Source organism: Salinimicrobium tongyeongense, assembly GCF_026109735.1.
In the GTDB taxonomy this organism is placed as follows: Bacteria; Bacteroidota; Bacteroidia; order Flavobacteriales; family Flavobacteriaceae; genus Salinimicrobium; species Salinimicrobium tongyeongense.
Genome location: NZ_CP069620.1, coordinates 2,664,443 through 2,690,343 on the forward strand (window position 1 = coordinate 2,664,443; position 25,901 = coordinate 2,690,343).

24 protein-coding genes are annotated in these 25,901 nt (G+C 38.1%); 1 reads left to right on the top strand and 23 read right to left on the bottom strand.

Annotation, left to right across the window (positions count from 1 at the left end; genetic code table 11):
- The 20 genes from JRG66_RS11820 to JRG66_RS11915 form a co-directional block, all read right to left on the bottom strand.
- Entirely contained in the window at positions 1-777 is a 777-nt protein-coding gene (locus tag JRG66_RS11820) for a polysaccharide biosynthesis/export family protein (RefSeq protein ID WP_265162969.1), read from the bottom strand.
- A gap of 166 nt (positions 778-943) precedes the next feature.
- Entirely contained in the window at positions 944-2,083 is a 1,140-nt protein-coding gene (locus JRG66_RS11825) for an MraY family glycosyltransferase (protein ID WP_265162971.1), read from the bottom strand.
- Positions 2,084-2,284: 201 nt separating this feature from the next.
- Entirely contained in the window at positions 2,285-3,403 is a 1,119-nt protein-coding gene (gene wecB / locus JRG66_RS11830) for a non-hydrolyzing UDP-N-acetylglucosamine 2-epimerase (RefSeq protein WP_265162972.1), read from the bottom strand.
- Between the two features lie 62 nt (positions 3,404-3,465).
- Positions 3,466-4,683 (bottom strand): glycosyltransferase family 4 protein, encoded by a 1,218-nt coding sequence (locus JRG66_RS11835; RefSeq protein WP_265162973.1) that lies wholly within the window; start codon positions 4,681-4,683, stop codon positions 3,466-3,468.
- 88 nt (positions 4,684-4,771) lie between these two features.
- Positions 4,772-6,403: an alginate lyase family protein gene (locus JRG66_RS11840; protein ID WP_265162974.1), complete on the bottom strand. Its 1,632-nt coding sequence runs from the start codon at positions 6,401-6,403 to the stop codon at positions 4,772-4,774.
- Between the two features lie 109 nt (positions 6,404-6,512).
- Positions 6,513-6,953, bottom strand: coding sequence for a hypothetical protein (locus JRG66_RS11845; RefSeq protein WP_265162975.1), 441 nt, complete (start codon positions 6,951-6,953; stop codon positions 6,513-6,515).
- Positions 6,954-7,391 carry a hypothetical protein gene (locus tag JRG66_RS11850; protein WP_265162976.1) on the bottom strand — a complete coding sequence of 146 codons (438 nt, stop codon included), beginning with the start codon at positions 7,389-7,391 and terminating at the stop codon, positions 6,954-6,956.
- 149 nt (positions 7,392-7,540) lie between these two features.
- Complete coding sequence (locus tag JRG66_RS11855; RefSeq protein WP_265162977.1) at positions 7,541-7,927, bottom strand: GxxExxY protein; 387 nt, start codon at positions 7,925-7,927, stop codon at positions 7,541-7,543.
- A 138-nt stretch (positions 7,928-8,065) separates the two neighbouring features.
- Positions 8,066-10,228 (bottom strand): bi-domain-containing oxidoreductase, encoded by a 2,163-nt coding sequence (locus JRG66_RS11860; protein WP_265162978.1) that lies wholly within the window; start codon positions 10,226-10,228, stop codon positions 8,066-8,068.
- Positions 10,229-11,353, bottom strand: a complete 1,125-nt coding sequence (locus tag JRG66_RS11865; RefSeq protein WP_265162979.1) for a Gfo/Idh/MocA family protein — start codon at positions 11,351-11,353, stop codon at positions 10,229-10,231.
- Positions 11,346-12,512 (bottom strand): glycosyltransferase family 4 protein, encoded by a 1,167-nt coding sequence (locus JRG66_RS11870; protein ID WP_265162980.1) that lies wholly within the window; start codon positions 12,510-12,512, stop codon positions 11,346-11,348. The genes JRG66_RS11865 and JRG66_RS11870 overlap by 8 nt, the downstream gene beginning before the upstream one ends.
- Positions 12,513-12,517: 5 nt before the next feature.
- Positions 12,518-13,408, bottom strand: a complete 891-nt coding sequence (locus JRG66_RS11875) for an ATP-grasp fold amidoligase family protein (protein WP_265162981.1) — start codon at positions 13,406-13,408, stop codon at positions 12,518-12,520.
- On the bottom strand, positions 13,405-13,896 hold the full coding sequence (locus JRG66_RS11880; RefSeq protein ID WP_265162982.1) for an acyltransferase: 492 nt from the start codon (positions 13,894-13,896) through the stop codon (positions 13,405-13,407). The genes JRG66_RS11875 and JRG66_RS11880 overlap by 4 nt, the downstream gene beginning before the upstream one ends.
- Positions 13,880-15,076 (bottom strand): glycosyltransferase family 4 protein, encoded by a 1,197-nt coding sequence (locus JRG66_RS11885; protein ID WP_265162983.1) that lies wholly within the window; start codon positions 15,074-15,076, stop codon positions 13,880-13,882. Before JRG66_RS11885 ends, JRG66_RS11880 begins: the two co-directional genes overlap by 17 nt.
- Positions 15,073-16,272, bottom strand: coding sequence for a glycosyltransferase family 4 protein (locus JRG66_RS11890; protein ID WP_265162984.1), 1,200 nt, complete (start codon positions 16,270-16,272; stop codon positions 15,073-15,075). The genes JRG66_RS11885 and JRG66_RS11890 overlap by 4 nt, the downstream gene beginning before the upstream one ends.
- Entirely contained in the window at positions 16,262-17,587 is a 1,326-nt protein-coding gene (locus JRG66_RS11895) for an O-antigen ligase family protein (protein WP_265162985.1), read from the bottom strand. The genes JRG66_RS11890 and JRG66_RS11895 overlap by 11 nt, the downstream gene beginning before the upstream one ends.
- Positions 17,588-17,673: 86 nt before the next feature.
- Positions 17,674-18,963 carry an oligosaccharide flippase family protein gene (locus JRG66_RS11900; protein WP_265162986.1) on the bottom strand — a complete coding sequence of 430 codons (1,290 nt, stop codon included), beginning with the start codon at positions 18,961-18,963 and terminating at the stop codon, positions 17,674-17,676.
- Between the two features lie 11 nt (positions 18,964-18,974).
- Entirely contained in the window at positions 18,975-19,187 is a 213-nt protein-coding gene (locus tag JRG66_RS11905) for a hypothetical protein (protein WP_265162987.1), read from the bottom strand.
- Between the two features lie 18 nt (positions 19,188-19,205).
- Entirely contained in the window at positions 19,206-19,682 is a 477-nt protein-coding gene (locus JRG66_RS11910) for a hypothetical protein (RefSeq protein WP_265162988.1), read from the bottom strand.
- Positions 19,683-19,711: 29 nt separating this feature from the next.
- Complete coding sequence (locus JRG66_RS11915; protein ID WP_265162989.1) at positions 19,712-21,103, bottom strand: nucleotide sugar dehydrogenase; 1,392 nt, start codon at positions 21,101-21,103, stop codon at positions 19,712-19,714.
- Between the two features lie 1,061 nt (positions 21,104-22,164).
- Between JRG66_RS11915 and JRG66_RS11920 the strand changes: the two genes are divergently transcribed.
- Positions 22,165-22,641, top strand: a complete 477-nt coding sequence (locus JRG66_RS11920) for a UpxY family transcription antiterminator (RefSeq protein ID WP_265162990.1) — start codon at positions 22,165-22,167, stop codon at positions 22,639-22,641.
- Positions 22,642-23,422: 781 nt separating this feature from the next.
- Here the strand turns inward: JRG66_RS11920 and JRG66_RS11925 are convergent.
- The 3 genes from JRG66_RS11925 to JRG66_RS11935 all read right to left on the bottom strand — a co-directional run bounded on the left by JRG66_RS11925 (position 23,423) and on the right by JRG66_RS11935 (position 25,853).
- Positions 23,423-24,067: a hypothetical protein gene (locus JRG66_RS11925; RefSeq protein ID WP_265162991.1), complete on the bottom strand. Its 645-nt coding sequence runs from the start codon at positions 24,065-24,067 to the stop codon at positions 23,423-23,425.
- A 420-nt stretch (positions 24,068-24,487) separates the two neighbouring features.
- A complete protein-coding gene (locus JRG66_RS11930; RefSeq protein ID WP_265162992.1) occupies positions 24,488-25,375 on the bottom strand; it encodes an aldose 1-epimerase family protein in 888 nt (295 codons plus the stop codon).
- A gap of 193 nt (positions 25,376-25,568) precedes the next feature.
- Positions 25,569-25,853 (bottom strand): hypothetical protein, encoded by a 285-nt coding sequence (locus JRG66_RS11935; RefSeq protein ID WP_265162993.1) that lies wholly within the window; start codon positions 25,851-25,853, stop codon positions 25,569-25,571.
- Positions 25,854-25,901: the final 48 nt, after the last annotated feature.

The following is a 25,901-nucleotide window of genomic DNA, read 5'->3' on the forward strand; positions in this document are numbered from 1 at the left end:
TTAATTGGTTAACAGGATAGCCAGGGAAATAAGCACCGAGGCGATAGAAATATATACTGAAGCGTTACGGTTATATGCCGCACTTTGTTTTTGGGCATTATTGGGTTCTACATAAACCACATCATTTTGTTGCAGGTAGTAAAATGGGGAATTGAGAAGCCCGGCATCTGTGAGGTCTACATAGTTGTAGGTCTTGCCTTCCAGGGTTTCCCTGATAATAAGTACATTCTCCCTTTTGCCATAAATACTGAGATCACCGGCAAAACCAAGGGCTTTGTTAAGAGAAAGGTACTCATCGGGAACACTAAAGGTTCCCGGTTTATTTACTTCCCCAAGTACAGTGACCTGGAAATTGACTATACGAACATTTACTATCGGATTTTGCACGTACTCTGCAACCCTTTCTTCAATAAGTTCTGACACCTGTTGCCTGTTTAAACCGGCTACCTGTACAGTACCTAATACGGGAAACTCAATATTGCCATCAGAATCTACCAGATAGGTTTGCAGCTGGGGTTGTCCGCTAACCCGGGTTGCATCTCCCGTGCTGGGCATTCCTACAACCGGCAGGTTAAAAGGCTGTACTGCTTCCAGGCTTTCAGCTGCCACGCTTATGGTGAGTAGGTCATTAGGTTTAATTTGCAGGCCTTTTTTAGCTGCGGCTGCTTCTTTTTCTACTGCTTCCATGTTCTGGTAATAGGTGATTCTTTTTCCTGAAACACAGGAGCTGGCCAGGAGCAAGGCCAGTAATCCAAGTAGGGGTAAACGCAATTTCATAGTTAGATTTAGAGGTCGCGAAGTTAATTTAAAAGTTAAAATTTTTTTAAGGATAATTTGTTAAGTTTTTGAACATTGGCGGTTAGGTTGCGGGTTTAGGGTTACAGGTTCAAATTTCGTTCCTCATATTTCATAAATCTAACTTCATACCTCATGGGCCCTCAAACTATCGTGATCCCACTACCGATCCCTTTGCCTGTCTCGCTCCTAATACCTTAAACCAGCCAAATAAAAGAAAGGTTACAGAATAAAGCAGCACCACCAGGAACAGCAGCCATACCTGGCTTAACAGGTTAGAAAGGGATATATACAAACTCACTACAACCAGATTGAGCAGGCCAAGGCTAAAACTGGCTTTTTTATGGCTGAGGCCAAGATCAAGCAGCACGTGATGGGCGTGGTTCCTGTCTGGTGAAAAAGGGCTTTGGCCCTTGATTTTTCTGATAATAATGACCCTTAAAGTGTCAAAAGCAGGAACAAATAATATACAGGCCAGGAACAACAACCTATGAGCGGGATCATAACCCTGAGACAGGGCAGGAGAGTAAGGCTCCATAGCTAAAAACTTAAGGCTTAGAAAAGACAGCAGGAGCCCTACCAAAAGACTTCCGGAATCTCCCATAAAAATTTTTCTTCGCCCTCTTGAGAAGTTGAATCTTAGAAAGGCGGTGAGTACACCGGCAAGGCTTATACTGGCCAGGGCAAAAAATGGCTGCCCGGTGGCATAGAAGATAAAAACAAAAACCAGGGAGATCACTATACCCACAATGGCTGCGAGCCCGTCAATCCCATCTATAAGGTTGTAAGCATTAATAAGGGCAAGTACAATAAAGCCGGTAATGAAGTAACCCAAAACTACCGGGATCTCATATATTCCCAGGAAACCATGCAGGCTGGTAAGCTGAAATTCAGGAGAAAAGACCAGGAAACAGGCTGCGGTGATCTGTCCCAGGAATTTCACTTTTGCAGTAGAAATGACCAGGTCATCTTTAAGGCCCACCATGAAGAGTATGGTCATGGCAGCAATAAGATGGTTCCCCACATAGGTAAGCCTCAGGCTTTGCAGGATAGTGAGTACCATAATGATGGCAATATAAAAAGCCACTCCGCCAAAAGTAGGTACTGCCTTAGAGTGGGAACTCCGCTCATTTACACTGGCCATAAGGTTTTTCTCCTGACTTACCCACAGTACTTTTGGGATAAGATAGAAGGTAAGGCCAAAGGTTAACAGGAAAACGAGTGCAATAAACTGCTCGTAATGGGTACGAAAAAATTCCAGGATCACCTCCTGATCAAGGATGTTCATAATTGGAAGGTTTTAGTTGGTGAATTCCAATCGGTAGGGGAGAATGGGGGATGAAAATTATATAATGTATATTGAATATTGTATAATGGGTTTTAAAAAAGCTATTAGCTTCTACCCTTTATCTTTAGTTGTAAGCATGGCAATTTAAATACTCTGGATGACAGAAGCTGTCGTGAAGCTGAATTGTTGAACTTCGCATTTCTAACTTCGTACTTCTAATTTCGGCTGGTATATTTCCAGTAGCCGCTCTACAATTCTTTCTGCTGTCTTGCCATCCCAAAGCGGGATCTCGCCTCCTTTTTTCCATTCTCCGGCCATTAATTTGTCCAGGTAAGGTTTCAATTTTTTTGGATCAGTGCCCACAAGTTCATTGGTTCCCATAGTGATGGTTTCAGGACGTTCAGTGTTGTCGCGGAGCGTCAAACAAGGAACTCCCATAACAGTGGTTTCTTCTGTAATCCCGCCCGAATCTGTAATTACCGCTTTTGCATTCTTCACGATATAATTGAATTCCAGGTAGGATAGAGGCTCCACGTAATGCAGCCTGTTGTGTTCAATACCTAAATTCTGAAGGATCTTTGCTGTTCGTGGATGGACAGGGAAGATCACGGGAAGATCTCCGGTACCGTCAATAATGGCCTGCATCATATCCTTGAGCTTCTCTTCTTCATCAACATTTGCAGGACGGTGCAAGGTAAGCACGAAATAATTCTTTTCTTCTAAGTTTTCTCCGTTGATCTTGATCTGTGGATCAATGAAGTTTTCAATGTTAGAAAGTAGGGTGTCAATCATTGTATTTCCCACGAAATGAATACGTTCTTCTTCAACTCCTGCTTTTCTCAGGTTCTCATTCGCTATTTCTGAAGTAGTAAAGAAATGATCAGTAATGGAATCGGTGACCATTCTGTTGATCTCTTCTGGCATACTTAGGTCTCCTGAACGTATTCCTGCTTCCACGTGAACTACCTGTGTATTTGATTTCTTAGCAACTATACTACAGGCCATGGTGGAAGTGACGTCCCCTACCACTAAAACAACACCTGCAGGGTTTTCCTGCAGCTCTTTTTCGAAGCGCATCATAATATTAGCAGTCTGCTCCGCCTGGCTGCCGCCCCCTGCTTCCAGATTAGCGTGGGGTTCAGGAATTCCCAGCTGTTCAAAGAAGGAGCCCGACATTTTCTTGTCGTAATGCTGCCCTGTATGTATCAGGCGAAAATCAATTACTTCTCCGACAGATTTAGCCTTTTCAATTGCTTTAATGATTGGAGCGATCTTCATGAAATTAGGACGTGCTCCTGCGATGATGGTAATTTTTAGCATAGTAAATCTTTAATTTCACGCGGCGTGCGCAGCGTATTCGCAGCGGCCGCTGCGTGGAAACCTTATTTGTTATAAACTTGTTTTAAACACTCCAGCATGCGTGCTGCAATTTTACTCCGGTCAAAATCTTTTACTAGATTTTTGGATCCTTCCAGGTTTTCCTGGTATTTCTTTTTGTTCGTAATAGATTTTATCGCTTCGTAAAAAGAATTCTGATCCTCAGGTCTGAAGCAAACTCCGGCATTATAAGTCTCTATTATTCCTTTTGTCTCTCCTTCAAGTCCCAGTAAAATAGGCTTCTCCATTGCAGCGGCCTCAAAGATCTTTGAAGGTATAACCGTTAAAAAGGTGTCGCTCTTTCGAAGGTTTACCAGAGCCACATCCATTATACTCAAGTAATCAACCACCTCTTTTTTACCAACCGAATCTACAAACACAGCGTTCTGAAGTTTCAGGTCCTCTGCCTGCTTCAGAAGATTTTTCTTTTCGGCTCCATCTCCTATGAAGAGAAATGCCAATTCCGGGTGAGTAGATTCCAGAGGTTTAATAGAATCAAGAATAAAGCTAAGCCCGTGAGCCATTCCGTGGGTGCCGATATAGGCAAATACGGTTTTGTTCTGAAGTTTCAGTTTTTGTTCCAGCTCTACCTTCTTTCCCTGTGGCTTGAACAGCTCGAGGTTAGCCCCGTTCTTAAAGACCGAAATCTTTCCTTCGTCAATCCCTCTTTCCGAAATTTTCCTTTTAAAAGTATCTGTGACCACAATGATATGATCTGCAGACAAATACAGTCTCTTCTCCAGCCATTCAAAAAATCTGATAGCCCTGTTGCGCTTCATTGCTCCCACCGCAATTATGGATTCCGGCCACAGGTCACGGACTTCAAAAACCCATTTTTTTCTTTTAAAGAATGAGAGTATTCTTCCGGAGACAGCCGTGAAAAATTGGGGAGAGGTCGCTACAATAAGATCTGTCTTTACAAACAAACCGGCGAAGAAAGCCATGACGGCAAAGCTGATATAGTCCAGTATTCGTTTCACGAAACCTTCATTGGCGGTGATGTAACTCCAAACCCGGATGACCTTAATTCCGTCGATAACTTCCTTCTGGTACAATTTGTTCTTATAGCCGGGATAAACTTCTCCTTTGGGAAAGTTGGGGACACAGGTGATCACGGTGACATCCACTCCGCTTTTCACCCATTCCTTACAATGTTCGTAGGTTCTGTTTGCGGGAGCGTTAACTTCCGGGGGGAAGTTATCAGTAAGGAATAATAATTTCATCGGATTTTTTTGGTTCTCGCAGCGGTCGCAAAGGTTCCGCAAAGGCCGCGGCGTTTTTTTAGATAATCTTTTCACGCGGTCCCGATAGCTATCGGGACAAAGATTGCGCTGCGGTCGCTGCGTTTACCGTCGCGCTCGTGGCGTGAAAAAATATTGTTGCTTTATTATTAAATTGATATACAAGCTTTGTTGCCGTTTGCAGCTTATTTAAACCTGCTGCAAACTGATACTCTTCTAAACGAATTTCTGTTGCACCCGAAATTTTAAGGTGTATATTTTCATTGATGATAATCCTGTTATCAATGATTTCAAGTTGCACATCTGGATGAAAATGCAAATGCCCTTCAGCCTTAGTATTTTTCGCCTTCCCTTGAAGATCATCTTTAATTTCGAGTTCTCCCGAAGCGAAATTAAAAGATCTTTTATGGGTGATCCCGCACTTTCGATAGCCGTTATGAGAGGCTTCAATCAGTTCTTTAGATTCCTTATGGATTGAAACGTGTGCCCTTTCCGCAACTCTAAAGCCTCCCCAAACATTAGAAGAATTTAGGTGGTTTATGGTAATTGTATTATGGGAACACGTAGAACGTTCCAATTGCCTTTGCTCGTTTTTCTCATAGGTAGAAATTCCGGTATCAACAATAATTGGATTGCCTTTGTAATGTAAAACAAACTGAAGACTGTCTGCGTGAGAATGCCCCGGCTGATAAGAAGGTGCTATTTGTCCCACATCAATAATAGCCTCAAATTTTTCATCTGTAAATTTTCGATAACCTGAATCAGATAGTTCTATTTTTCTCTTCTTCAATCCCAGTTTCTCTGCGTAGGCAAATAATTGTTCAGTAGTAGGTGCAATTCCGTCTGCAGCATCATTGAGCCTTGGAATCTCTCCGTTGCGGAAAATTATTTCCCCCAGCCAGCCTAACATCAATTCCGCCTTTTCTTCTAGAAGCAGTAGCAATTCCTTCTCCTTCCAAAAATTGTTTTGTACCAGGTTGTAACAATCCAGCACCCGGTGCAGGATGATCTGGTGATACATAGGGCTTAATTCGTAATGAGCTCCGTCGGAAAGAATCTGTTCCCTTAGTTCTGACTTTAGGATCTTTTTGGCCTTCTTATAAAGCTTTTCATCCTGGAAGTAATAGGCGCCGAATAGCAACGACAAGCCATTTTCCAGTAAATGATTTGCTAATAAATGATACTCAAGATTATCAGCCAGCCTTAAATAATCTCTAAATAAGAAAGAGGAAATTTCCTCATCCTGAATTTGATATTCAGCAAGAAATTTGATCCAGTTGATGCCGCGTAAAGCAATAGGGTAGGGCTCCAACCCGTCTTTTAAAGAGTCTCCGACAGTAATGTAATTTCTAATAAGTCTCAGACCTTCTTCCTTGGTCATTTCCTCCTGGTGAAGAAATTCGAAATAGTTGAGATTATATGTCCACAGCTTTCCGTATTCGCTGAAGTTCCAGGCTATCTCTGATAATTCCTGATCAAGGTTAAGAAAAGTGAAGGAGTTATTCCCAAGATACGAGTTCTGGTATAAAATTCCCTTTTTCAGATTCAGTTGAACCACCCGGGAAGGAGTATCAATATAAGCTTTATTGGTTAACCTGTTCTTTAACCTGTAATACACCTGATGGTAAAGCTGGGTAGGCTTTACGTGCTTGAGTGTGTTGTAATATAAATTAAGATTTTTAAAGAACATTGTGTATTTCACGCGGCGGCCGCAACGGTTTCGCAACGGTCGCACCTATTCTTTTTTCACGCAACGGTCGCAGCGTTTAAATTTTTTCTCGCAGCCTCGCTGCGTGAAATTTTCATTTTATTTACCAAACTTCAGATTTGTCCCGGCAATAACAGATCTTTTTCTTCTGTTTATCCAAGAAGACTTCCTGAAGGTTTTTCGATTTCACATCCTTCAGCAGAGACTTTATAACTTCATTTTCTTCCTGTGCTGATAATGCCTCCTGACCTTTTGGGCCTGTTTTAGGATATAAATGACCCATATAGAAATTCCCGTTTTTAATGATCACGAAGGCATATAACCTATAGGAAGAACTTTTTCCTTTGTCGGCGGCAACACGTAGTTTAGTAATTGGATTTCTGCCACTGGGGTTTAACCGATAGGATTCACTTATAGCATACAATTCCTCATCAGAAAGTTCAAAAATGCTTTTGATCAAGGCCGCTTCACAATCTCTGTAAGATTTCTTCTTGAGAAGTTTTTGAATAGAATTGATAAAAGATTGCTGAAAGAAAAACCGCATTTAAAGCTCATCGGCCATTTTACAAAGGTCGAGAAATTCATCATTTTTTCGAAGATCAAAAATGATATGTTCCACCTCAAGCACGCTTTCTTGATGTAAATTAATTGCCTCCTTAAGCGCCTCGAGCTCTTTCTTAAAAATGCCATTTTTGCTATCGCGTTCTTCCTGTTTTTCTACAAAGGCTGTGAGCTGTATATTAGCTTCCTTACCCATCGCAATAATCCCTTTGATAATGATCTCATCCTTTTTTTGGAGGTTGTCCAACCAGGTGATTTGGATGATTGACTTATCAAGGGATTTCAAAGCTTTGGTTAAATCACGCAATTCTTTTTTGGTCCGGTTGATCTCATCAAGAAAATTATCTATCTGCTCCTTTTCACTAAGATGTGAATAGGAGGAGATCATTTCTTTACCTATATGTTCCAAGGTTGAGTTCATACCTGTGCTATCAAAAATAGAGAAATTTTGATTCTAAATTGCTAATATTATGCCAATTGCTATTTCTTGTTCTTTCTCGAAGCGATCGCAAAGATCTCCCAACGAACGCATCGTTTTTTTTTCCCGCAGCGCCCGCAGCGTGAAATTTTTTAGAGATTATTCACTACTCTATGAATCCCGTCTTTCAATCTCTTTGTATTAAAATTGATCAACAATCCTAACTTTAGATCCTTCATTCGAAGGTAAGTCAGCGTCTGAGCGAAATGAACGGGAGCGAGACTTTCTACCGACTTAACTTCTACCAAAACTTTATTTTCCACCAGCACATCTATTCTAAATCCGGCTTCGAAACTTATGCTTTTATAGTTCATCGGGACAGGTACCTGCACCTTCGCATCATATCCCGCCTGCATCAATTCGTATTGCAAACATTTTTCATAAACAGATTCCAATAACCCCGGCCCAAGTTCTGTATGGATCTTGAATGCCTGGTTGAGAATTGTTGCGGCAATTTCATTCTCTATTTTTGGTTCCATAGATTAAAAATAGAAAATTTGATGTGAATCCCGTAAAGTTGCACGCAGCGGACGCTAAGGAAAACGCAATGGACGCAAAGAAATATTAATTGCGTTGCGGCCTCTGCGAAACCTTTGCGCTCTTGGCGTGAACCCTTTTTAGTTCATTACCACTTCTTCCGCTTCTAATTTCTTAGGAGCATTCATCTCATTTAAACCAATCCATTTCCCTTGCTTCAAACTCTCAATAGCTGCAAAAGAAGCCAAAGTTGTATTATAGGTTTCCTCAAAAGGAACAATAGCCTTACCGCCTTTTTTCAAAGAATTCACCAGCAATTCAAATTGCTTCTTATGTCCTTTATCCTGTTTCGTTTTCATACCGGAAAAACCTTTTACTCCATATGCCTTCAGACTTCTCCAGTTATCCAGAACCAATGTCCGTTCCTGGCTGTATGCTTCGATACGTTCTTTAGAATAGGACTTGCTGCCGTTGGCAAAATAGTTGATTACTGCATTTGTTCCATTTTCGTATTTCAGGAGAATAGAAGCATTATCAGTATTCTCTTCAGGATCTGTTCCCAAAGCATTCATACAAACCGACACTACTTTACTTCCTGCCAGGTAAGTACACAAATCTATGTAATGGCAGGCTTCTCCAATGATCCTTCCACCCCCAACTTCCAGGTCGTGGATCCAGACATCTCCCGGAATAAAACCGGCATTCATTGTGGCAACGATATTTTTAGGTCCTTCTCCCAATAAACTTTTCATCTTGACAGCCAGCGGAGAAAAACGGCGGTTAAAACCAACCACAACCATTTTGTTCTTTTCTTCTGCAAGAGTTGAAATCTCTTCCAGTTCTTCTATAGAAAGACAAAGAGGTTTTTCTACAAAAACATGTTTCCCTGCTTCCAAAGCTTCTTTGGCCATAGAAGCGTGTAAATTATGCCGGGTGGTGATCATTACCATATCAACCTGCTCATCGCTCAGCATTTCTTTATAATCTGAAGAGGCGTAAGCAACATCCCCTTTTTTAGCCAGGGTCTTAGCAGAAAGACCACCGGCACTGGCGATATATTTTAAATTGGCATCAGCTGCATTCATTCCCGGAATAATAGTGGAGGAGGTAAAATTTCCTGCTCCTATAATTCCGAAAATTCCTTCTGAAGCTTTGAATGTTCTTTCTGAAACTTGTACTTTTGAATTTTGAACAGAATCCTCCGGAAATTCAAGAATAGAAGCAATGGATCCCTGCTTCCTCATATCTCCATAGATCTCTTCAAAATTCTCCAGCTTTACTCTTTCTGTTATAAGAGGCTGTACATCCAGCTGCTTTAAAGAAAGCGCCTGAAGGATAGCTTCAAAGTTTCTTTTTTCCGTCCAGCGTACATAACCAATAGGATAATCCATGCCTTTTTGCTCATAGTCATCATCATAACGCCCGGGTCCATAAGAACAGGAAACCTGGAAACTCAATTCTTTTTCAAAGAAATCTGAGCGCTGAATATCCAGGCCAATGACTCCAACAAGAACAATTCGCCCTTTTTTACGGCTCATTTCGGCTGCCTGGTGAATGATCTCGTTGCTTTTTGAAGAAGCGGTAATAATAACTCCATCTGCACCGACACCGTTTGTTTGCTCCTGTACGAATTTCACGGGATCTGTACCGGCTCCAGGATTGATAGCGGTAACGCCTTTTGCCTTGGCAAGATCCACTTTTTGTTGGTCGAAGTCCAGTCCTATCACTTTACAGCCATTAGCCTGCAGCAATTGGCAGGTAACCAACCCAATTAATCCAAGGCCTGTAACAACAATAGTTTCCCCAAAAGTGGGATTTATAAGGCGTATTCCCTGAAGACCTATAGCGCCAATTACAGTAAAAGCGGCTTCTTCATCACTGACATTCTCCGGTACCTTCGCAACAAGATTTTTAGGAACTGAAACAAACTCTGCATGGTTCCCATTAGAAGCCACGCGGTCTCCTACCTGGAATTCTGAAACCCCTTTTCCAACAGCTACCACAGTCCCTACATTACAATAGCCAAGTGGTAGTGGCTGATTTAATTTGTTGAAAACCGCCTCAAGGGTTGGCATCACCCCGTCTGTTTTCATTTTATCTAGCACCTGTTTAACCTTATCGGGCTGCTGTCTTGCTTTGGCAATAAAATTGGCTTTTCCAAATTCTACTAGCATACGTTCCGTTCCTAAAGAAACCAGGGTGCGACTGGTTTTTATTAAAACCTGACCGCTTTTTACCTGTGGTGCAGGTACCTCTTCTAATATGGTATTACCTTGCTTAAGGTCTTGTATGATTTGTTTCATTTAAACTTTTTCAAGTAATTGATCCTTTATTAATTTTGGCTGTATTTGCCTTTGTCTCTCCCCTTTTTTAACCATATCAGTAATCTCCAACATTAAAATGGTTGAAATAACTACTTCATTAAAATTCCTTTTCTCCTTATCAAAAGGTTGGTTAATGGCTTTTAAATGTCCCACATCTTTGGGTTTATAGGAATAATTCTTGTACTTACTCCCCTTCCACACCTGCATTTTTCTGAAATCATCAATTTTCGCAATTAATTTTCCAGATTGGAAGTTGATAGTCTCATTTATTCCTTCAAATGGTTCCTCTCTGGCCGATAAAATTATTGTAATAAGATCTTTAAATTCTGTAGTCATTGTTACTGCAACATTATCATCTCGTTCGCTTTCACTGGTGTAAGAAATAGAAATATCAAAAGACTCTGGAACAAAATTTCTTGCTGCCAAAAGATGTACAGCTAAATCTATCCAATGACCCATATTCCCACAAACCCTCGTCCCTTCTTCTGGGTTTCTGTACCAATGGTCCTGCTCAATTTTATGGCCGATAACAAAACAATTTAAAGTTAAAGGGATCTTTTCATCTTGATATTCCTTCAATTGTGATATTGCCTTAGAAAAAGGCCGGTTATAACCAACATAAACTTCCTTTTTAGTTGCTTCCTTTGAATCTAATAAATTTGCGAACTGCGGATAATTCACAGCTATTGGTTTTTCAATGTAGACTCGTTTACCGTAATTTAAAGCCTTAATGGCATAAGAGGAGTGGCTATGGTGATTTGAAGCTATATAAACTATGTCACATGCTGGATTAGCTAATAAATTATTTACACTATCTTGGGATTGATACTGCCAGAAATTTGCTGTAGAATTTTGATTCTCTTTGTCGGTATCAAAACATTCCAAAAATTTATTTCCTTGTTTTTTTAGTAAAAAATAAGAAATGGTAGAAAAGCCAAATTGCCCACATCCAATTAAAGAAATACTTTTCTTTCGCTTGTCAAAAAAAAGCTTTGGAAAAAAGTAATGAAGGAAAACATTTCGTGTTCTGCCAGCAACTTTAATTATAGCTCTTCCAAAACCATAAATCAAAAAAAACCGCGTTACCTTGGAAAGATTATTCATTTAGATTTCTAGCTTCTACTGGGTTGGTCGTTGCGACTTTGTTAATGAATGCCCACGTTTCATCAGCACATTTCTCCCAGGAATAATTATTTACTTCATTGAATGATTTATATGCTTTTTCATCTCTCAGTGAGGGAGATAATAAATACTGCTCGATTGTCTTTGCTATGTCCAATGGATTTTCAGGATCAAAATATAAACCACCATCTTTTAATATTTCTGGCATAGGTCCCTTGTTAGAACAAGCTATAGGTAATCCGGAAGCCATGGCTTCCAATAGAATGTTAGGCATATTCTCACAAGAAGATGCAAAGACATTTAAATTTGCCTCAGAATAAATTTTATGTAATTCCTCATAAGAAACAGCTCCCATGTACTTAACGAACTGCCGAGAAGGGTCACTGTCTTCAATACTTTTTTCCAATTTCTTGAGAGCTGGAGGATATGACGGACCAACAAGGATCAGTTCCAGCGGAAATCCTTTTGCTCGAAGAATCTCCACCGCCCTTACAAGACCCCATTGATGTTTATAAACGTCAACAATTGATACGTATAATATCTTGAAAGGATTTACCTCAGAATATCTTGAAATTTTTTTATTTGGACGAATTATTCCCTTAAATCTCGCATTTATGCCATGGGGAATTACTGCAGAAAAGAATTTAGGTTTCCCTACTATCTCTGAAACATTTTTTTTTGCAAATTCATTAAGATAAATCAATCCTTCTGCTTTTTTAAAGGATCTTTTCTGAATAATTCTCAGGAAGCGAAATTTTAGGGTATGAAGTGAAAAGCCATACCTTTTCAACTCTATTGTTTGAAATGGCAACATATTTCTACACATCGTAATGGTGGGAGAAAAGTTTGACCAGACGGTTCCTCCGGGTACAAATAAGGCATCACATCCTCTAGCTCTTAACTCTTTTTCCAGTCCGAATGACTGCCAATAAATTCGGTAAGGCAAAGCTTTTTCTAAGACAGGTAAATTGACCTTTAAAAGCCATTCTTTATCTTTTATTTTTCCTAATGTAGACTTGCTGCCCCATACAATTACCTGTTCAACTTGGTAATTGCTTGGTCTCGATGATTCCAAGAATTCAACTAAATGAGTTACTCCTCCCCCTCTGCTCAAGTTAGAAGCGTCAATGCCTAATCTCAAACTAGTTATTTTAATAATGTTCCTAATTTATAATCATATTCCGGTGGATTAAAAGGCCCACACCCTCCTTCTGGATGAAAGGTTATTTCACCAAAATAGATATTTCCATTATGGCTGTACAAATCTACTCTTACGAAGTCCATTTCATTCTTAAGATTTCTGGCAATTTCACTTGCAATAGAAATCATCTTCTGGAAACGGGCTGGTTTTTCTATTTTTTTAGTCGAATTCGGGTAGAGAAGAGAAAATGGCTGTAGGTTCCATTCTAAATCATAGAAATTTCTCCTATGATCGGTGTGACGATCTATATCCACCTGCACAAATTGTGGTTGTCCGTTGAAGCAAAAGAATTTGTAGTCTAAAAGAGGTTTCTCTAAATTATTTTCTAAAAATTTTTCTACAATTATCTTTCTCGAAATTTTTTGGTATTGCCATTCTCTGCCATAGATGGAATAATCCATTTTTAACCATCTCGAAAATTTGTCTTCAACTAATTTTTTATTTAAGAAATTTTTATCTTCTACAATTATATTCCACCCCGATCCTTGATTTGCTTTTATAACAAAGCTATTAGGCAAGGAATTGTAATCAATATCACTGACTTTTTCATAAATGGCCAAAGTCGGAATAATATATTCAGGACCAATTAAATTGCTAACAATATTCTTAGCTTCGTATTTGTCAGCGAGTAAGTGGCCTCGTTCAAATCGATTATTCAACTTTCTAAAAATTATCTTTTCATTAAAAGTCTTAGGCCTTCTAGAGTTAATTTTTTTAGGAATAACACCATTTTTGAGATGGAGGTAATAATGTGCTAGCTTATGAAAGGTTTCATCTGTAATTTTATTTTTACTGAAATGATAAATCCTTCCTTTTAGGGAATCTTTGTCAATCATATTATGTCTTTTATTTTTTTTGCTGGAACTCCAGCGAAAATCCCGTTTTCCGTGTCTATGGATTTAGTAACAACAGTTCCAGCTGCTATAATGGAATTGTTTGCAATGGATACTCCCGGTAAGATGATAACATTTGCACCTATCCAAACATTATTTCCTATTGATACTGAGGATGAATTATGGGTGCGTTGTGTGACATTATTTAAAAATGTCTGAGACAGATTTCCAGTTAAAATTTTGGTACCATAAGAAATGATTACATTATTTCCCAAGTCAACTTTTGCCGTATCACAAGCCTGTAGTATAACGCCTCTGTTAAGGGTAACATTATTCCCTATTGATATATTTTGCCCATTATAGATAATCACATTTTGGTCGCAGATAAAATTTTCACCAACGTTCTGTATTTGCAAGATGACAAGGTATTTGGTAATTTTTCGTGTAAGAGAGCGAATTCCGCGAAAACAAAACCTAATAAGAACTTTCATTCTTCAATATTTTTTTTAAGACTTTTCCCCACGTGTGTTCCCACAAAAGATTTTCTTTTACATATTCCGCTCCTTCAGTAGCGAGCTCCTTTTTTTTTTCCTTATTTTTCATCAGGAATATAATCTTGTTTGTCAGGTCATCTACATCCTCTGGAGTAAACAGTAATCCATTTCTACCACTGTTTATAACTTCTCTGTTACAAAGGTAATCTGGCGCAATGGTAGCAGTTCCTGCTGCCATATATTCCATTATTTTAATGGGACAGATAATATCAGTAGATCCTGGTAGAACGCTAATATCAATTGCAGAAAGAATCTGAGGAACCTTTTCTTTTGCAACTCCGTTCAGCATTATTAAACCTTTATCTAGAATATCATATTCGCTAGCCAAATTTTTACAATGATTATAATCTTTCCCATTACCAACAAGTAGAAAGGTTACATCCTTATGTTTTTTTAATATTTTTTTGGCTGCGTGTATTAACAATTCTGAATTATGATAAAAAGCATAACTGCCGAGGTATCCAACAATGATGTTTTTAGCAGGTATTCCTAGTTTAGCTTTTAATTTATTTCCTTCTAATTCATTTCTTCGAAACTCTTCGGGATTAACGGCGTTTAATGCTATTAAAATTTTATCTGGTCTCACACCGTGGTTTATTAATTCCCTCTTCAGTACTTCAGATTCAACTACAATGTATGTCGCTTCTCTAATTTTTCGATTTTCAATAGTTTCAGCATATAATTTGAGCAGGGAAGATTTATAATTGATTAAGTGATCTTTCCATTCCAGAATAAAAGGGATATTTTTTTTCCGAGCCAACCTTAATCCGGACCAGTGTAGCCTTGAGGAGCGTTCCCATATGAGATCTAATTCTTCATTTAAAAAATCCTTTTCGATTTTTCTGTATAACTTTAGATCATGCAAGAGATCTTTTATTTCGGAATACGAATTTTTTAGGTATTGTAAATATTTCTTATTGCGCCAGGTCGAATCATGAATTTCTTGGCTACCATAATTAGCAGGATTCTTAGAGGTTATTAAATCCTTTCCACAAATTACTTCAACCTTAACATCCTCCCTTCTCCACACAGCTATGACTTCAGAAATTTTTCTTCCTAAATTATTTTCCGAAAAACTTCTACCGCCAATTACATATAAAATTTTTGAATTTCTCATGAGATTAGTTCAGAAATCATATTTTTTAAACCTTCTTCATATCCTGCCGGGGAGAATTCTTGAATTACAAAATCTCTACCTCGTTCTCCCATTTCCAATCTTTTATTTTTATCTGACAGTAATTTCTTAACTGCTTCTACAATGGCATCGACATCTTGAGGGGGTATTAATAATCCATTGTAATTATGTATTAACCATTCTGGAATACCTCCAACATTTGTAGCGATACAAGGTAGTTTACAGGCCATTGCTTCCGGACCTACTAATCCAAATTGTTCCTGCCAAATACTAGGCATTAGAAATATATCACCACTTAAATAAAATTCTCTTATCTGTTCATGTGGAACAAAACCCAAAAATTCAACGTGTTTACCTAAATCTAATCGTTCTACTTCGTCTTTAAGAAGTGACAGTAGATTTCCACGTCCTGCTATTTTGAGCAGGACAGTTGGAAAATCCTTTTTTATTTCTGCTAATGCCGGCAATAGGAACTTTACTCCTTTTTGTTCGGCCAAAGCGCCGGCGAAAAGAAGAGTAGGACGCAGTGTCTCGATCCTCCGAGGTTCTTCCATGAAGATTTGATCAATTCCCAACGGAATATATTTGGAGTTGCTTAAGCCTAACCTTTTTGCGGTATTTAAAATATTTAAAGATGGACAATGAAAAGCACTAATTTTGTTTTCAAGTGAAGCCCAATATCTGGATTGTAATTGCCAGTAGAGTCCTGTGTTGATCAAACTAGTACAGCCGCGTACATAACATTTAGGATCAATTTTTAATTCGCAAGGACCAGAAGTTTTTAATCCACCCCAAGAAGTTGCACAGAATAAATTTGGACCGTGTAAAGTCTGAATTACTGGTACACCTTTCAATGCATCTGAGCTGTAAATTGACAAAGGGAATTTAGAAATTAAGTGAATGTGAATTAAATCTGGTTGAATTTCATTAACTAATGATGTAAACTCCTTTTTAATTCTTTTGCCGGTGATAAATTTATTCAATTTCTCAACCTTACTATTCTTAGGAAGATCTATTAAATAATTTCCATTATTAGATTCTGTGGAGTCTCCAAAACCAATAGTAAAAACTTTGTAGCCCCAGCTTTCCAAGAATCTCTTCTCCAAATATATCACGGCATCTCCCCCACCACTAAGTCTTATATGATCATTTACTAATAAAATCGTTTTATTCAACATAAGTCGTAACTCCTTCTTCCGAGATTAATTTTTTCTTTACCTGCACTCTTAAATATAATGCTACAGCCATTAGAAGAACAATAATCCTTAGCGTGTTAAAATTATTTGTAGCAAAGCCTCTCCAAAAGGTATGTCCGGCTAAACCGACAATTAACTCTGCAATGAAATAGCTGAAGACCCCTGCTATAAATACGAATTCAATACTTTTTCTATTGACGGAATATAAATTCAATGCTTTTTTCAGATAGTTAAAAGCTTCCTTTAAAAACAATAAGAAAAAAAATAACCCGAATAATCCAGCTTGTTCAAATGCGAAAACATAAATATTGTGAAAACCGTAGCCGATTCTAAACTTGTCATCTATAGGTGCGACGTAGAAGCCCCCACCGAAAAATGGCATTAAAATTCCATCAGAAGTATATTTTTCCAAACTAAAATCACTGAAAATAGTTAACCTGCCGACTAAGGAATTGGAATCGTGGCTTTCCATAGTTTCTAACCTTTCTACAGTTTGAAAACTTTTATCACTTAAATTATTCGTGGCGAATAGTACTACAATACTAAAAATAGCTACTAACACTAAACCGTAACTGAATTTATAGCGAAGAACAAAATAAATTGTTAAAGTAATTAGCAAAAGACCAAGACCGGTTCTTGAACCAGTAAAGAGTAATGGCCAGGCAATCAAAAAAGAAATTAAATATAAAATATACCTCTTTAGACCAGTAAATATGGAGGCATACCCCAGCAGCAGAATAAATAGAAGAGGTAAGTAAGTAGCAATTTGAAAGTATGTATTTCCAAAGGGTCCCCAAATAATTCCTACCGGCTTGTTTATGAATTTCCCCGGTGCAAATTCAATTTCTCCCACGACTCCATAATAAAATTCATATAGGGAATAACCAAATACAAATAGTCCTGATAGAAGGAATACAATTAGAGCTTGCTTAACTGGAACAAACTGCATCAATATTTTATATACCACGTACAAGATAAATAACTCTTGTAGGTATTTTAAATAATAAAATATTACGTATTGATTGATTTCTACAGGAAAGGAATAAACCACAAGAGAAAATACAGCACAAGCTCCAAACCATAAAATAAGGTTTTTATATTTAGAAAAAAGGGGATTGAAGCTTTTTTCTTTTTTCAGGTATGGTAAAATAAAAAGGGCAGTAAAAGTAGCAATATCAAAAAGTCGTGGATTTAATCGGTCTATACTTGATAATATAGCTATAGGTTTTTCATAGGCAAATGAAGCTAATAGAAATAAAAACCAACCAATAAGAATATTTTTCCTTTTTAAAATCATTGACATTTTAAGTTCAATAAGCTATTTTTCTTCATTTCAAATATATTACCGGAATGACCCTCAGGCCATTTTTAAAATTGCCTATGTTACAACTTATGCTCCAATTTTATAAAATTAACCACCACAAGGCCGAAGCGTAATATTGAAGAAAGTATAGTGGCCCAAATTGCTCCATTCAGCCCATAAAGAGGGATAAGAGCAATATTTAAGCATATATTTAGGATAGCGGCAGCCAAGTGGGTTTTTAAAATAAATGCAGTGTTCTGTTCATAATAAAAAATTGACTCATAAAGAAAAGTGGCTGTCATAAATAGATAAGCCAATGCTGTCCAAAAAATTAGGAAGAAACCTTGAGAATAACTCTCCGATAGAAGTAAGGTTCCAATAACCTCGGTGAGATGAAATAGAACCAATAAAACAATTCCTCCAATAAAAAAATAAACGAGAGAATATTTCGTTATTGCCTTCTTTTTTATCCCTATACTTTTGTTACTGTAAACCAAAGGTGTCAGCATTATTAGAAAAATGGGATGTAGCAACAGGAAAAATTTAGCCCCTAAACCATAGTTGGCATTATATAAGCCAACATCTTTCATCTGCATAAAATTCTCAATTGCAAAACGATCAAAAAAGTTATTGATCCAGGACCAAAAGGCCAAAATCATCAATGGACCGGCAAATCGCAGTTGTCTCTTAAAAAATTTGACATAAGAAACTTTTTTACTTTTTACAATAAGACTAAATTTTCTCCAATAAAAAAGAGTTCCAGATATTCCTATGATTAGCTGCATAATCCATAAATTGATGTAATCAGGATTATTAGCAGGCAGTAAATAAAATATAATTATCAAAAATAATAAGCCTGCAAAAGATTTTAATACCGTTAAGGAGGAGAGTTCCTTTATTTTATCTAAAACATTAAATTGATCAATCAATAAATTACTAATGAGATTGAATGGAATAAAAATTAATATAATTATGTATAAAAATATCTTATTCTCTATTTTTCCTTGATTAACTTCAAAGAAGGTAATTAGCAATAAATAAAGTGGTAAAAGCAGTACACCTAAACATGTTAAATAAGGAACTATTCCTATTTTTTTATACAGTGTAGTGTAAGTAGCTTTTAGAAAACGTAAAGTTGGTGCAATTAATAATCCAAAGAAGAAAGTAAATGCCGCAAATTGTAAACTATAAATTCCAAATTGTTCGGGAAGAATAAATTCTGCAATAAGTTTACCACTTAACAACCCAATAATTGCATTCCCAACTTGAGATAAGATTACATAATTTCTCCTCCTATTTTTGAGTATTTTAAGAACGTTCCTTTTTTCTAAGCCATTTCTTATCCATAGGATGGGAATATAATTTTTCAAAAAAGCAGTAGTTATTTACTATTTTTTTTATCTAATATATTTCTTATTTTTTGAAAATCTAGACCTATGGATTCTAACTCATCTAAAGAAATATTCCCATTTATTATTAGTAATTCCATTTCTGCGCGTAAAGCTTTTTCCTGCCAAAATTTAATTACTTGTTTTAACGTTTCGGGATTATTTTCATTTTCCCAATTTCCATTCAAGTATTTTTCTGTAGTCATTATTATTAATATTTTTTTTTACAAATTACTTAATACGGTATTTTCAATTCTTTCAATCCTGTCAAGCCATTCAGGTGAACTTCTATAATTCGTTTCCTCAATTTTTGATATTCTTTCTGTCAAAATTACTTCTCCGAATTTTTCCAATTCTTGCAACGTATTAAAGCCTTGTTTTCTCTCCCTGGAACGTTTAGCAACAACTGCAAGATGGATTTCAATCTCAAGTTCTATACAAATATCTATGAGAATTGTTATTTTCACCTCCTGTTCTGTGGGTGCGCCTGCTGAAATAAGAACGTTTTGTTCATTAACCTTAATAATAAAAGTATTATCATGAATATCTTCTACATCAGCATCTTTAAGAAGAGAATTCTTGTAATTGTTGGAATCAGGCTTTAATCCCCAGACCTTACTGGGATTTAATCTCTTACAAATTTCTTTAATAGTAGTGGATTTTCCTTCGTTGCTCTTTCCAATTATTACAATTGATTTCATTTTTCTAATTATGAATTATATTTTTTGAATTAAAGTTTTCCATTTACAGTATTAAGAACCCCCTTTACATCATAAACCACCGTCTTTTCATCTTTAAGAGTATTTAATTCCATCTCTAAAAACTCTCTATGCGCCACAGTCAAAACAATAGCATCAAATTTTTGTTTCGGTAGTTCGTTTGTTGTTTGTAGACAGTACTCGTGTTTCACCTCGGCAGGGTTAGCCAGGGGGTCGTAGATAGTAATGTTGGTGCCATAAGATTGCAGTTCGTGAACCACATCTACCACCTTAGTATTCCGCACATCGGGACAATTTTCCTTAAAGGTGATCCCCAGTACCAAAATGTCGGCACCTTTTACTTTAAGATCATTTTGCAGCATCAGCTTTATTACTTCTCCGGCCACGTATTTTCCCATAGAGTCGTTCATACGTCTTCCCGCCAGGATGATCTCGGGGTGGTACCCCAGCTCCTGCGCTTTTTGCGCCAGGTAATAGGGATCTACGCCTATACAATGCCCGCCAACGAGACCGGGTTTAAATGGTAAAAAGTTCCATTTGGTACCCGCGGCTTCCAAAACAGCGTTCGTATCGATGCTCATTCTATTAAAGATCTTCGCCAGCTCGTTCACAAAGGCGATATTGATATCGCGTTGGGAGTTTTCGATTACCTTGGCGGCTTCGGCTACTTTTATGGTAGGAGCGAGATGGGTGCCGGCGGTGATTACGCTCTTGTAGAGCGTATCTACCGCCACCCCTATTTCAGGGGTGGATCCTGATGTTACTTTCAAAATCTTTTCTACTGTGTGCTCCTTATCTCCCGGGTTGATCCTTTCGGGGGAATAGCCTACGAAGAAATCTTCGTTGAATTTGAGTTCGCTGGTTTTTTCCAGTACCGGGATACATTCTTCCTCTGTTGCTCCGGGATATACCGTAGATTCATAGACCACAATATCTCCTTTCTTCAAAACTTTCCCAACACTTTCGCTGGCTTTGTACAGCGGCGTAAGGTCCGGCCGGTTGTTTTTGTCTACGGGAGTCGGTACCGTGATGATATAATAGTTGCAATCCTGGATGTCTCCGAGGTCACGAGTAATATATAAACCTGTTACCGGTTCCCCGTTGCCTGTTTCCTGCTTGTCCTCCGTAGCTTTAGCGGAGGAGGATTCCCAGTGTCCGGCGATTGCCAGTTCTTCTTCGAGAACAGGGGCTGCGATAGGAAGTGGATATTTCTTTAGCAATACCGCCTGTAGTACTTCATCTTCTACTTCTAAAGTTGCATCATGCCCATTCTTAAGTTCTTCAACACGTTTGGCGTTGATGTCAAAACCTATGACGGGATATTTAGTAGCAAATAATCTTGCTAAGGGAAGACCTACATAGCCTAATCCAATTACGGCGATTTTGGGTGTTTCTGTATTCATGTATTTATCGTGGTGCCTTGGAGGTAGGGGTGCCGGAGGCAAGTTATGAGTTATGAGTTATTCTAAAAAGCTATTAGCTATTGGCCATTAGCCTTTGGCTCTTTGTAATTAGCGTTTATGGTTTGTTGTGACGCTGTCATGTTCTTTGTGACGATGTAAAGTAGTGAGCTTATGATGTAGGTAAATTGACTTGGTCACTCCGTTACTTCATCACTGTTTTGCTTTTATTGTCTACTGTTGAATCAGTTGTTGTAAACAGTTTTGAGTTTTACAAACATCAATCTTTGAACGTTAAACCTTGAACCTTAAACCTTAAACCAGTAGTGAATCCTGAATTTTAAATTTCAAATTCGGAATTACGCGCTGCGCGCCCACGGCTTCGCCCTTCTGAGTTACATGTTTACATGTCTCTTATCGACAAAAGGATTGAAAAGTCGGATAAAGTTCAATCCGACCGGATTGAACTGGCAAATATATTTCTTAACTTTCTATTAAGGCAAACTTAAAATGTTAAAAGCGTAAAGAAAATTTTCAACAATAGTGGAAAACTTGTGGTTTTGTGGAATAACTTAGGTTGAAGTGATACTTCAAACCTGTAAAGTGGGAAATTAAACACTAATTGTTAAAATTATTTTAATAAATTTTAAATTCTCCTGTTAACCTTTGTTAATATTAGATAGGTGAAATGTCAGAAAATACTGGTTATGAATTATGTAAAGATAATTAGAACTTATTTCAATGATTTGAAGCCTTAAAAGATTTGGGAGTCAATTACTAATTAAGTAAAGCTAGAATTTCACTTTTTGGTGGGAAATAAATTAGGTACAGGCACAGAAGATGCATGTGGCATCCAAAAGAACTCTCTAGAGAATATTTCAGATTAGTAAATTCGTGGCGCTTTGGAGGAAAGAGGAAATTTGCCACTAATTCACGAATAAAATATTTGGGATCAAAATTTTCTTAAATTTGTGCAGCTTAGGGAGTATTTCCCATCTTTCCCTGCGCCTGTGCGTACCCCTACCTGAGGAAAGGAGAATTTTAATTGTAAGTAAGAAATATTTATGAAGTGGTACGCATTGTACACAAAGCCGAGGTGGGAGAAGAAAGTGGCAAAAGCCCTGGAGGAGGAAGGTATAGAAACTTATTGTCCGCAGGTGGCTGAGGTTCGGCAGTGGAGCGACCGAAAGAAGAAAGTAAGCACCCCGCTTTTTAAATCCTATGTTTTTGTGCGCATTGAAGAAAAAGATCGGGCAAGGGTCTTTGAAGTTCCCGGTGTAGTACAGTATCTATTCTGGCTTGGAAAGCCGGCGGTTGTAAAAGATGAGGAGATCAATATTATCAGGTCATGGCTGAAAGATGAAGCAATAGAGGATATTGAGGTGAGCCATCTTACCCCCGGAGACAGATTGACCATTTCTAATGGTAGCTTTAAAGGAAAAGAAGCTGAAATTCAGGAAATAGGAAATAAACGACTTAAACTGATCCTTTCTGGCCTCGGAGTTATTGTGAATGTAAAGGTGTCGGAGGTGTTGAAATAGTTAAAGGAGGATTGGTTCACTGGGCTAAGGCCACTAATTCACGAATTTTTTCTACCATGTTGGCACTCAAATTTTCTTTAAGCTTCTTGAATTTCTTTGTTTGGTTAGTGTGAAATTTTATCGGCTGGATCTGCGAGATCAGCGGGAAATTTAAAATGTAAACAACCTGATCACTGCCTGTTACCACTGAACACATTTTAACCTTCTCTGCGGAAAAACTTTGCGGTCTTTGCGTGAAATGATCACATCTTTTTCTGCGGAAATCTGCGAGATCAGCGGGAAATTTAAAATGTAAACAACCTGATCACTGCCTATTACCACTGAACACATTTTAACGTTTTCTGCGGAAAAGCTTTGCGGTCTTTGCCTGAAATGATCACATCTTCTTCTGCGGATATCTGCGAGATCAGCGGGAAATGCAAGTAAATTGTTTTAGCCACTAATTCACCGGTTTTTTAAGTGGCAGAGGATGTTAGTTAAGGAATACTTATGCTCCGTATAAGTCTGAATTAATTCATAGACAGCTGATTTTATTCATGCTAGGTGTATTTGTAAGAAATTCTTTGTTTGGTTAGTGTGAAATTTTATCGGCTGGATCTGCGAGATCAGCGGGAAATTTTAAATGTAAACAACCTGATCTCTGCCTATTACCACTGAACATATTTTAACCTTCTCTGCGGAAAACCTTTGCGGTCTTTGCGTGAAATGATCACATCTTCTTCTGCGGATATCTGCGAGATCAGCGGGATTTTTTTTGAACTTTTAAGTACGACAATGATCCCTAATCCTCCACACTCACTTCTGTAAAAAATAACTCAAAACTTCCATCTTTGTTCTTATGGGTTTTTGCGATAGGAATTCCTTTATGATTTTCGTAATTCTCCCAGGTGGTGGCGAAAGGATTCTCCCTGCTACCGCCCGACAGGTATACCCATTCCTGGATCATATGATCTTCCCCGAAATAAACTTCATAAGCATCTCCCGGAGTGTAACCCGCCTCGCCAGGATATTGTACGGTGATTCGCTGCAATTTTTGGCCGCTGATAGGGGCAGTAGCCTCTTCTGAATATTCCCATTCCATCTCATCCCAAACCAGGTGAAACGGAAACAGTAACCAGTACTGGTCGTTTATAAACTGCTGATCAATCTTTTGATTTGCAGCTGCTTCTGTTTTGTGATTGTAGGTCACTGTGCTGTCTTGTGTGGTTAAACTGACTTTATTAGTAGTGGGGTTCCATGTCCACGCCCTGCTGGTTCTAAGGCTGTCATTAACTTTGACATTAAAGGTATACCGGAGCTCTTCAACATTTGCCCAGTATTCAAAACCATTGGCTTCTGCAATTTTCTGAATAGCAGTGGTCTCTTTTTCCTGTGTATTGCATGAGACTAAGAGGGCAAGGAGGGGGAGGAGGAGAAGTTTTTTCATTTTATTTCTTTAGTTAATATGAGGCTTAAGCAGATAATCTTTGATCTGAAATTTCCAGGTCTAAGGCTGGTTTTTGATGTTGTAACCGCTTTCAAGAAGATGTCTTCGCTGGGCTTAGTCAAATTCCTGATGCAACTCTCAATATTACAAAAAATTTCAGTAATTTTATCAGAAGGAACCCTAAGTAGGGAGTCAGTTAGACGATTGGTTGTCAGGTGTATAATGATATTGATTTTCTGCTTTTTCTTAGTTGTTCACCCCCTTCTTTTTTACCTTTTCTTACCTTGAACCCACTTTAAATATGTAAAAAGATGCCTAAAGAAAAATCACCTTCGAAAAATTCGGCTAAAAAAGAACCCGTTTTAAGCCTGAAAGAGAAGCGTGCTGCCAAAGCCGCCAAAAAGAAAACCAGGACCTAATTTAAAAAGTATTTTTCTTATCTATTCGAATAGTGTAAGAAGCTCTAAATTCCCTAGAAGGCATTAATTCGTTAATGCCTTCTTTCGTTTTAAAATCCTGATTCGTGTTTTCAACATCGGCATAACCCAGCCAGGGCTCAAGGCAAACAAAAGGAGCTGCCGGTTTTGCCCATATTCCCAGGTGTTTAAAATCTTCATATTCAACAGTGAGGATATTTCCGCGAGTCTTACTTCTTAAGCTGATTCTTTTTGAAGGAATATTTTTAAAGATAAGGGCGTCCCGGTCAAAGAGGTGTTTATGAAGCTTGATTTTTTTGTCATTTTTGAGCACCTGGGTCGTCTGTTCTTTGATCAGGCCTGTTCTGGTCAGGGTATAACTCTTGAGGTCCATGTCCTGGTCAAATTCGAGCAAGTAATCGTCCAGGGATTCATCCTCGTAATGCGGTACATTAAATGCAGGGTGCCCGCCCAGGGAAAAGTAGAGCGGCTTCTCATCAAGATTAAAAACCCTGTGAGAAACATGTACTTCATTTGCTTTGAGGGTAAAACTTATTTCGAAAGTAAATTTGAAAGGATATACTTTCAGGGTTTCTTCAGAATAATTTAGCTGAAAAATCAGTTGATTTTCATGCTGTTCTCTGAGTGAAAAGTTTTTGTTGTTTCTAAGGAAGCCGTGCCGTGGCAAAGAGTATTTCTGGCCTTCAAAGAAGTAAGTATCTTCTTTAAGCCCCCCAACAACCGGAAAAAGATTGGGCGCCTGCCCACTCCAGAGTTCGGGATTTCCCTGCCAGAGATATTCAGGTTCATTTCCGTTCTTTTTCAGGCTGCAGAGTTCAGCACCGGTTTTTTTTACGCCAATGCTTAATTGATCGTTCTTTAATGTGTACATGAAATGTAACTGATTTTCTTAGCAGGAAAATTGAAAATCAAAATTAACTTATTGATGCTAGATTAGGAAGTAAATTCCTTCTGAAGTTCGCTTCAGAAGGAAAGTCAGCTCTCATTTCCTGATTGATCAACCTCTGTTTTGATAATAAATTTTTACAGGAACACCTACTGAACCCTTTTTTCAGAAAACGCCATTAATCGTCGCTCACGAATTTAAAAAACCTGCTATTTCCACCATCTTTGGTGTTTTCCTGGTAGAGGAACTGTAAATTGTTTTCATCAAATATCCTGAAAAATTCCTCCCAGGAAATATTTTTGAGATTGTCTTCAGCATAACCCGGAAAGTTGATGCGCAGCAAACCACCTCCTTTACTGCTATTTGTGGTGCTTTCTACTACCGCGGGTTTCCCGTCCCTTTCTTCGGTCCAGGTCTTGATAGTGTTATGATCTTTTGTGGTCTTGGAATCTGACTGTGACATGTTTCCTGATTTTAAGTTGATTACGAATCAAAAATGCCTTTTTTGGAA

Bases quoted from the DNA above. Each gene is read 5' to 3' on its own strand.
- JRG66_RS11820 (WP_265162969.1), bottom strand. From the start codon at position 777: ATGAAATTGCGTTTACCCCTACTTGGATTACTGGCCTTGCTCCTGGCC.
- JRG66_RS11825 (WP_265162971.1), bottom strand. From the start codon at position 2,083: ATGAACATCCTTGATCAGGAGGTGATCCTGGAATTTTTTCGTACCCAT.
- wecB (WP_265162972.1), bottom strand. From the start codon at position 3,403: ATGCTAAAAATTACCATCATCGCAGGAGCACGTCCTAATTTCATGAAG.
- JRG66_RS11835 (WP_265162973.1), bottom strand. From the start codon at position 4,683: ATGAAATTATTATTCCTTACTGATAACTTCCCCCCGGAAGTTAACGCT.
- JRG66_RS11845 (WP_265162975.1), bottom strand. From the start codon at position 6,953: ATGCGGTTTTTCTTTCAGCAATCTTTTATCAATTCTATTCAAAAACTT.
- JRG66_RS11850 (WP_265162976.1), bottom strand. From the start codon at position 7,391: ATGAACTCAACCTTGGAACATATAGGTAAAGAAATGATCTCCTCCTAT.
- JRG66_RS11855 (WP_265162977.1), bottom strand. From the start codon at position 7,927: ATGGAACCAAAAATAGAGAATGAAATTGCCGCAACAATTCTCAACCAG.
- JRG66_RS11860 (WP_265162978.1), bottom strand. From the start codon at position 10,228: ATGAAACAAATCATACAAGACCTTAAGCAAGGTAATACCATATTAGAA.
- JRG66_RS11865 (WP_265162979.1), bottom strand. From the start codon at position 11,353: ATGAATAATCTTTCCAAGGTAACGCGGTTTTTTTTGATTTATGGTTTT.
- JRG66_RS11875 (WP_265162981.1), bottom strand. From the start codon at position 13,408: ATGATTGACAAAGATTCCCTAAAAGGAAGGATTTATCATTTCAGTAAA.
- JRG66_RS11880 (WP_265162982.1), bottom strand. From the start codon at position 13,896: ATGAAAGTTCTTATTAGGTTTTGTTTTCGCGGAATTCGCTCTCTTACA.
- JRG66_RS11885 (WP_265162983.1), bottom strand. From the start codon at position 15,076: ATGAGAAATTCAAAAATTTTATATGTAATTGGCGGTAGAAGTTTTTCG.
- JRG66_RS11890 (WP_265162984.1), bottom strand. From the start codon at position 16,272: ATGTTGAATAAAACGATTTTATTAGTAAATGATCATATAAGACTTAGT.
- JRG66_RS11895 (WP_265162985.1), bottom strand. From the start codon at position 17,587: ATGATTTTAAAAAGGAAAAATATTCTTATTGGTTGGTTTTTATTTCTA.
- JRG66_RS11905 (WP_265162987.1), bottom strand. From the start codon at position 19,187: ATGACTACAGAAAAATACTTGAATGGAAATTGGGAAAATGAAAATAAT.
- JRG66_RS11910 (WP_265162988.1), bottom strand. From the start codon at position 19,682: ATGAAATCAATTGTAATAATTGGAAAGAGCAACGAAGGAAAATCCACT.
- JRG66_RS11915 (WP_265162989.1), bottom strand. From the start codon at position 21,103: ATGAATACAGAAACACCCAAAATCGCCGTAATTGGATTAGGCTATGTA.
- JRG66_RS11920 (WP_265162990.1), top strand. From the start codon at position 22,165: ATGAAGTGGTACGCATTGTACACAAAGCCGAGGTGGGAGAAGAAAGTG.
- JRG66_RS11925 (WP_265162991.1), bottom strand. From the start codon at position 24,067: ATGAAAAAACTTCTCCTCCTCCCCCTCCTTGCCCTCTTAGTCTCATGC.
- JRG66_RS11930 (WP_265162992.1), bottom strand. From the start codon at position 25,375: ATGTACACATTAAAGAACGATCAATTAAGCATTGGCGTAAAAAAAACC.
- JRG66_RS11935 (WP_265162993.1), bottom strand. From the start codon at position 25,853: ATGTCACAGTCAGATTCCAAGACCACAAAAGATCATAACACTATCAAG.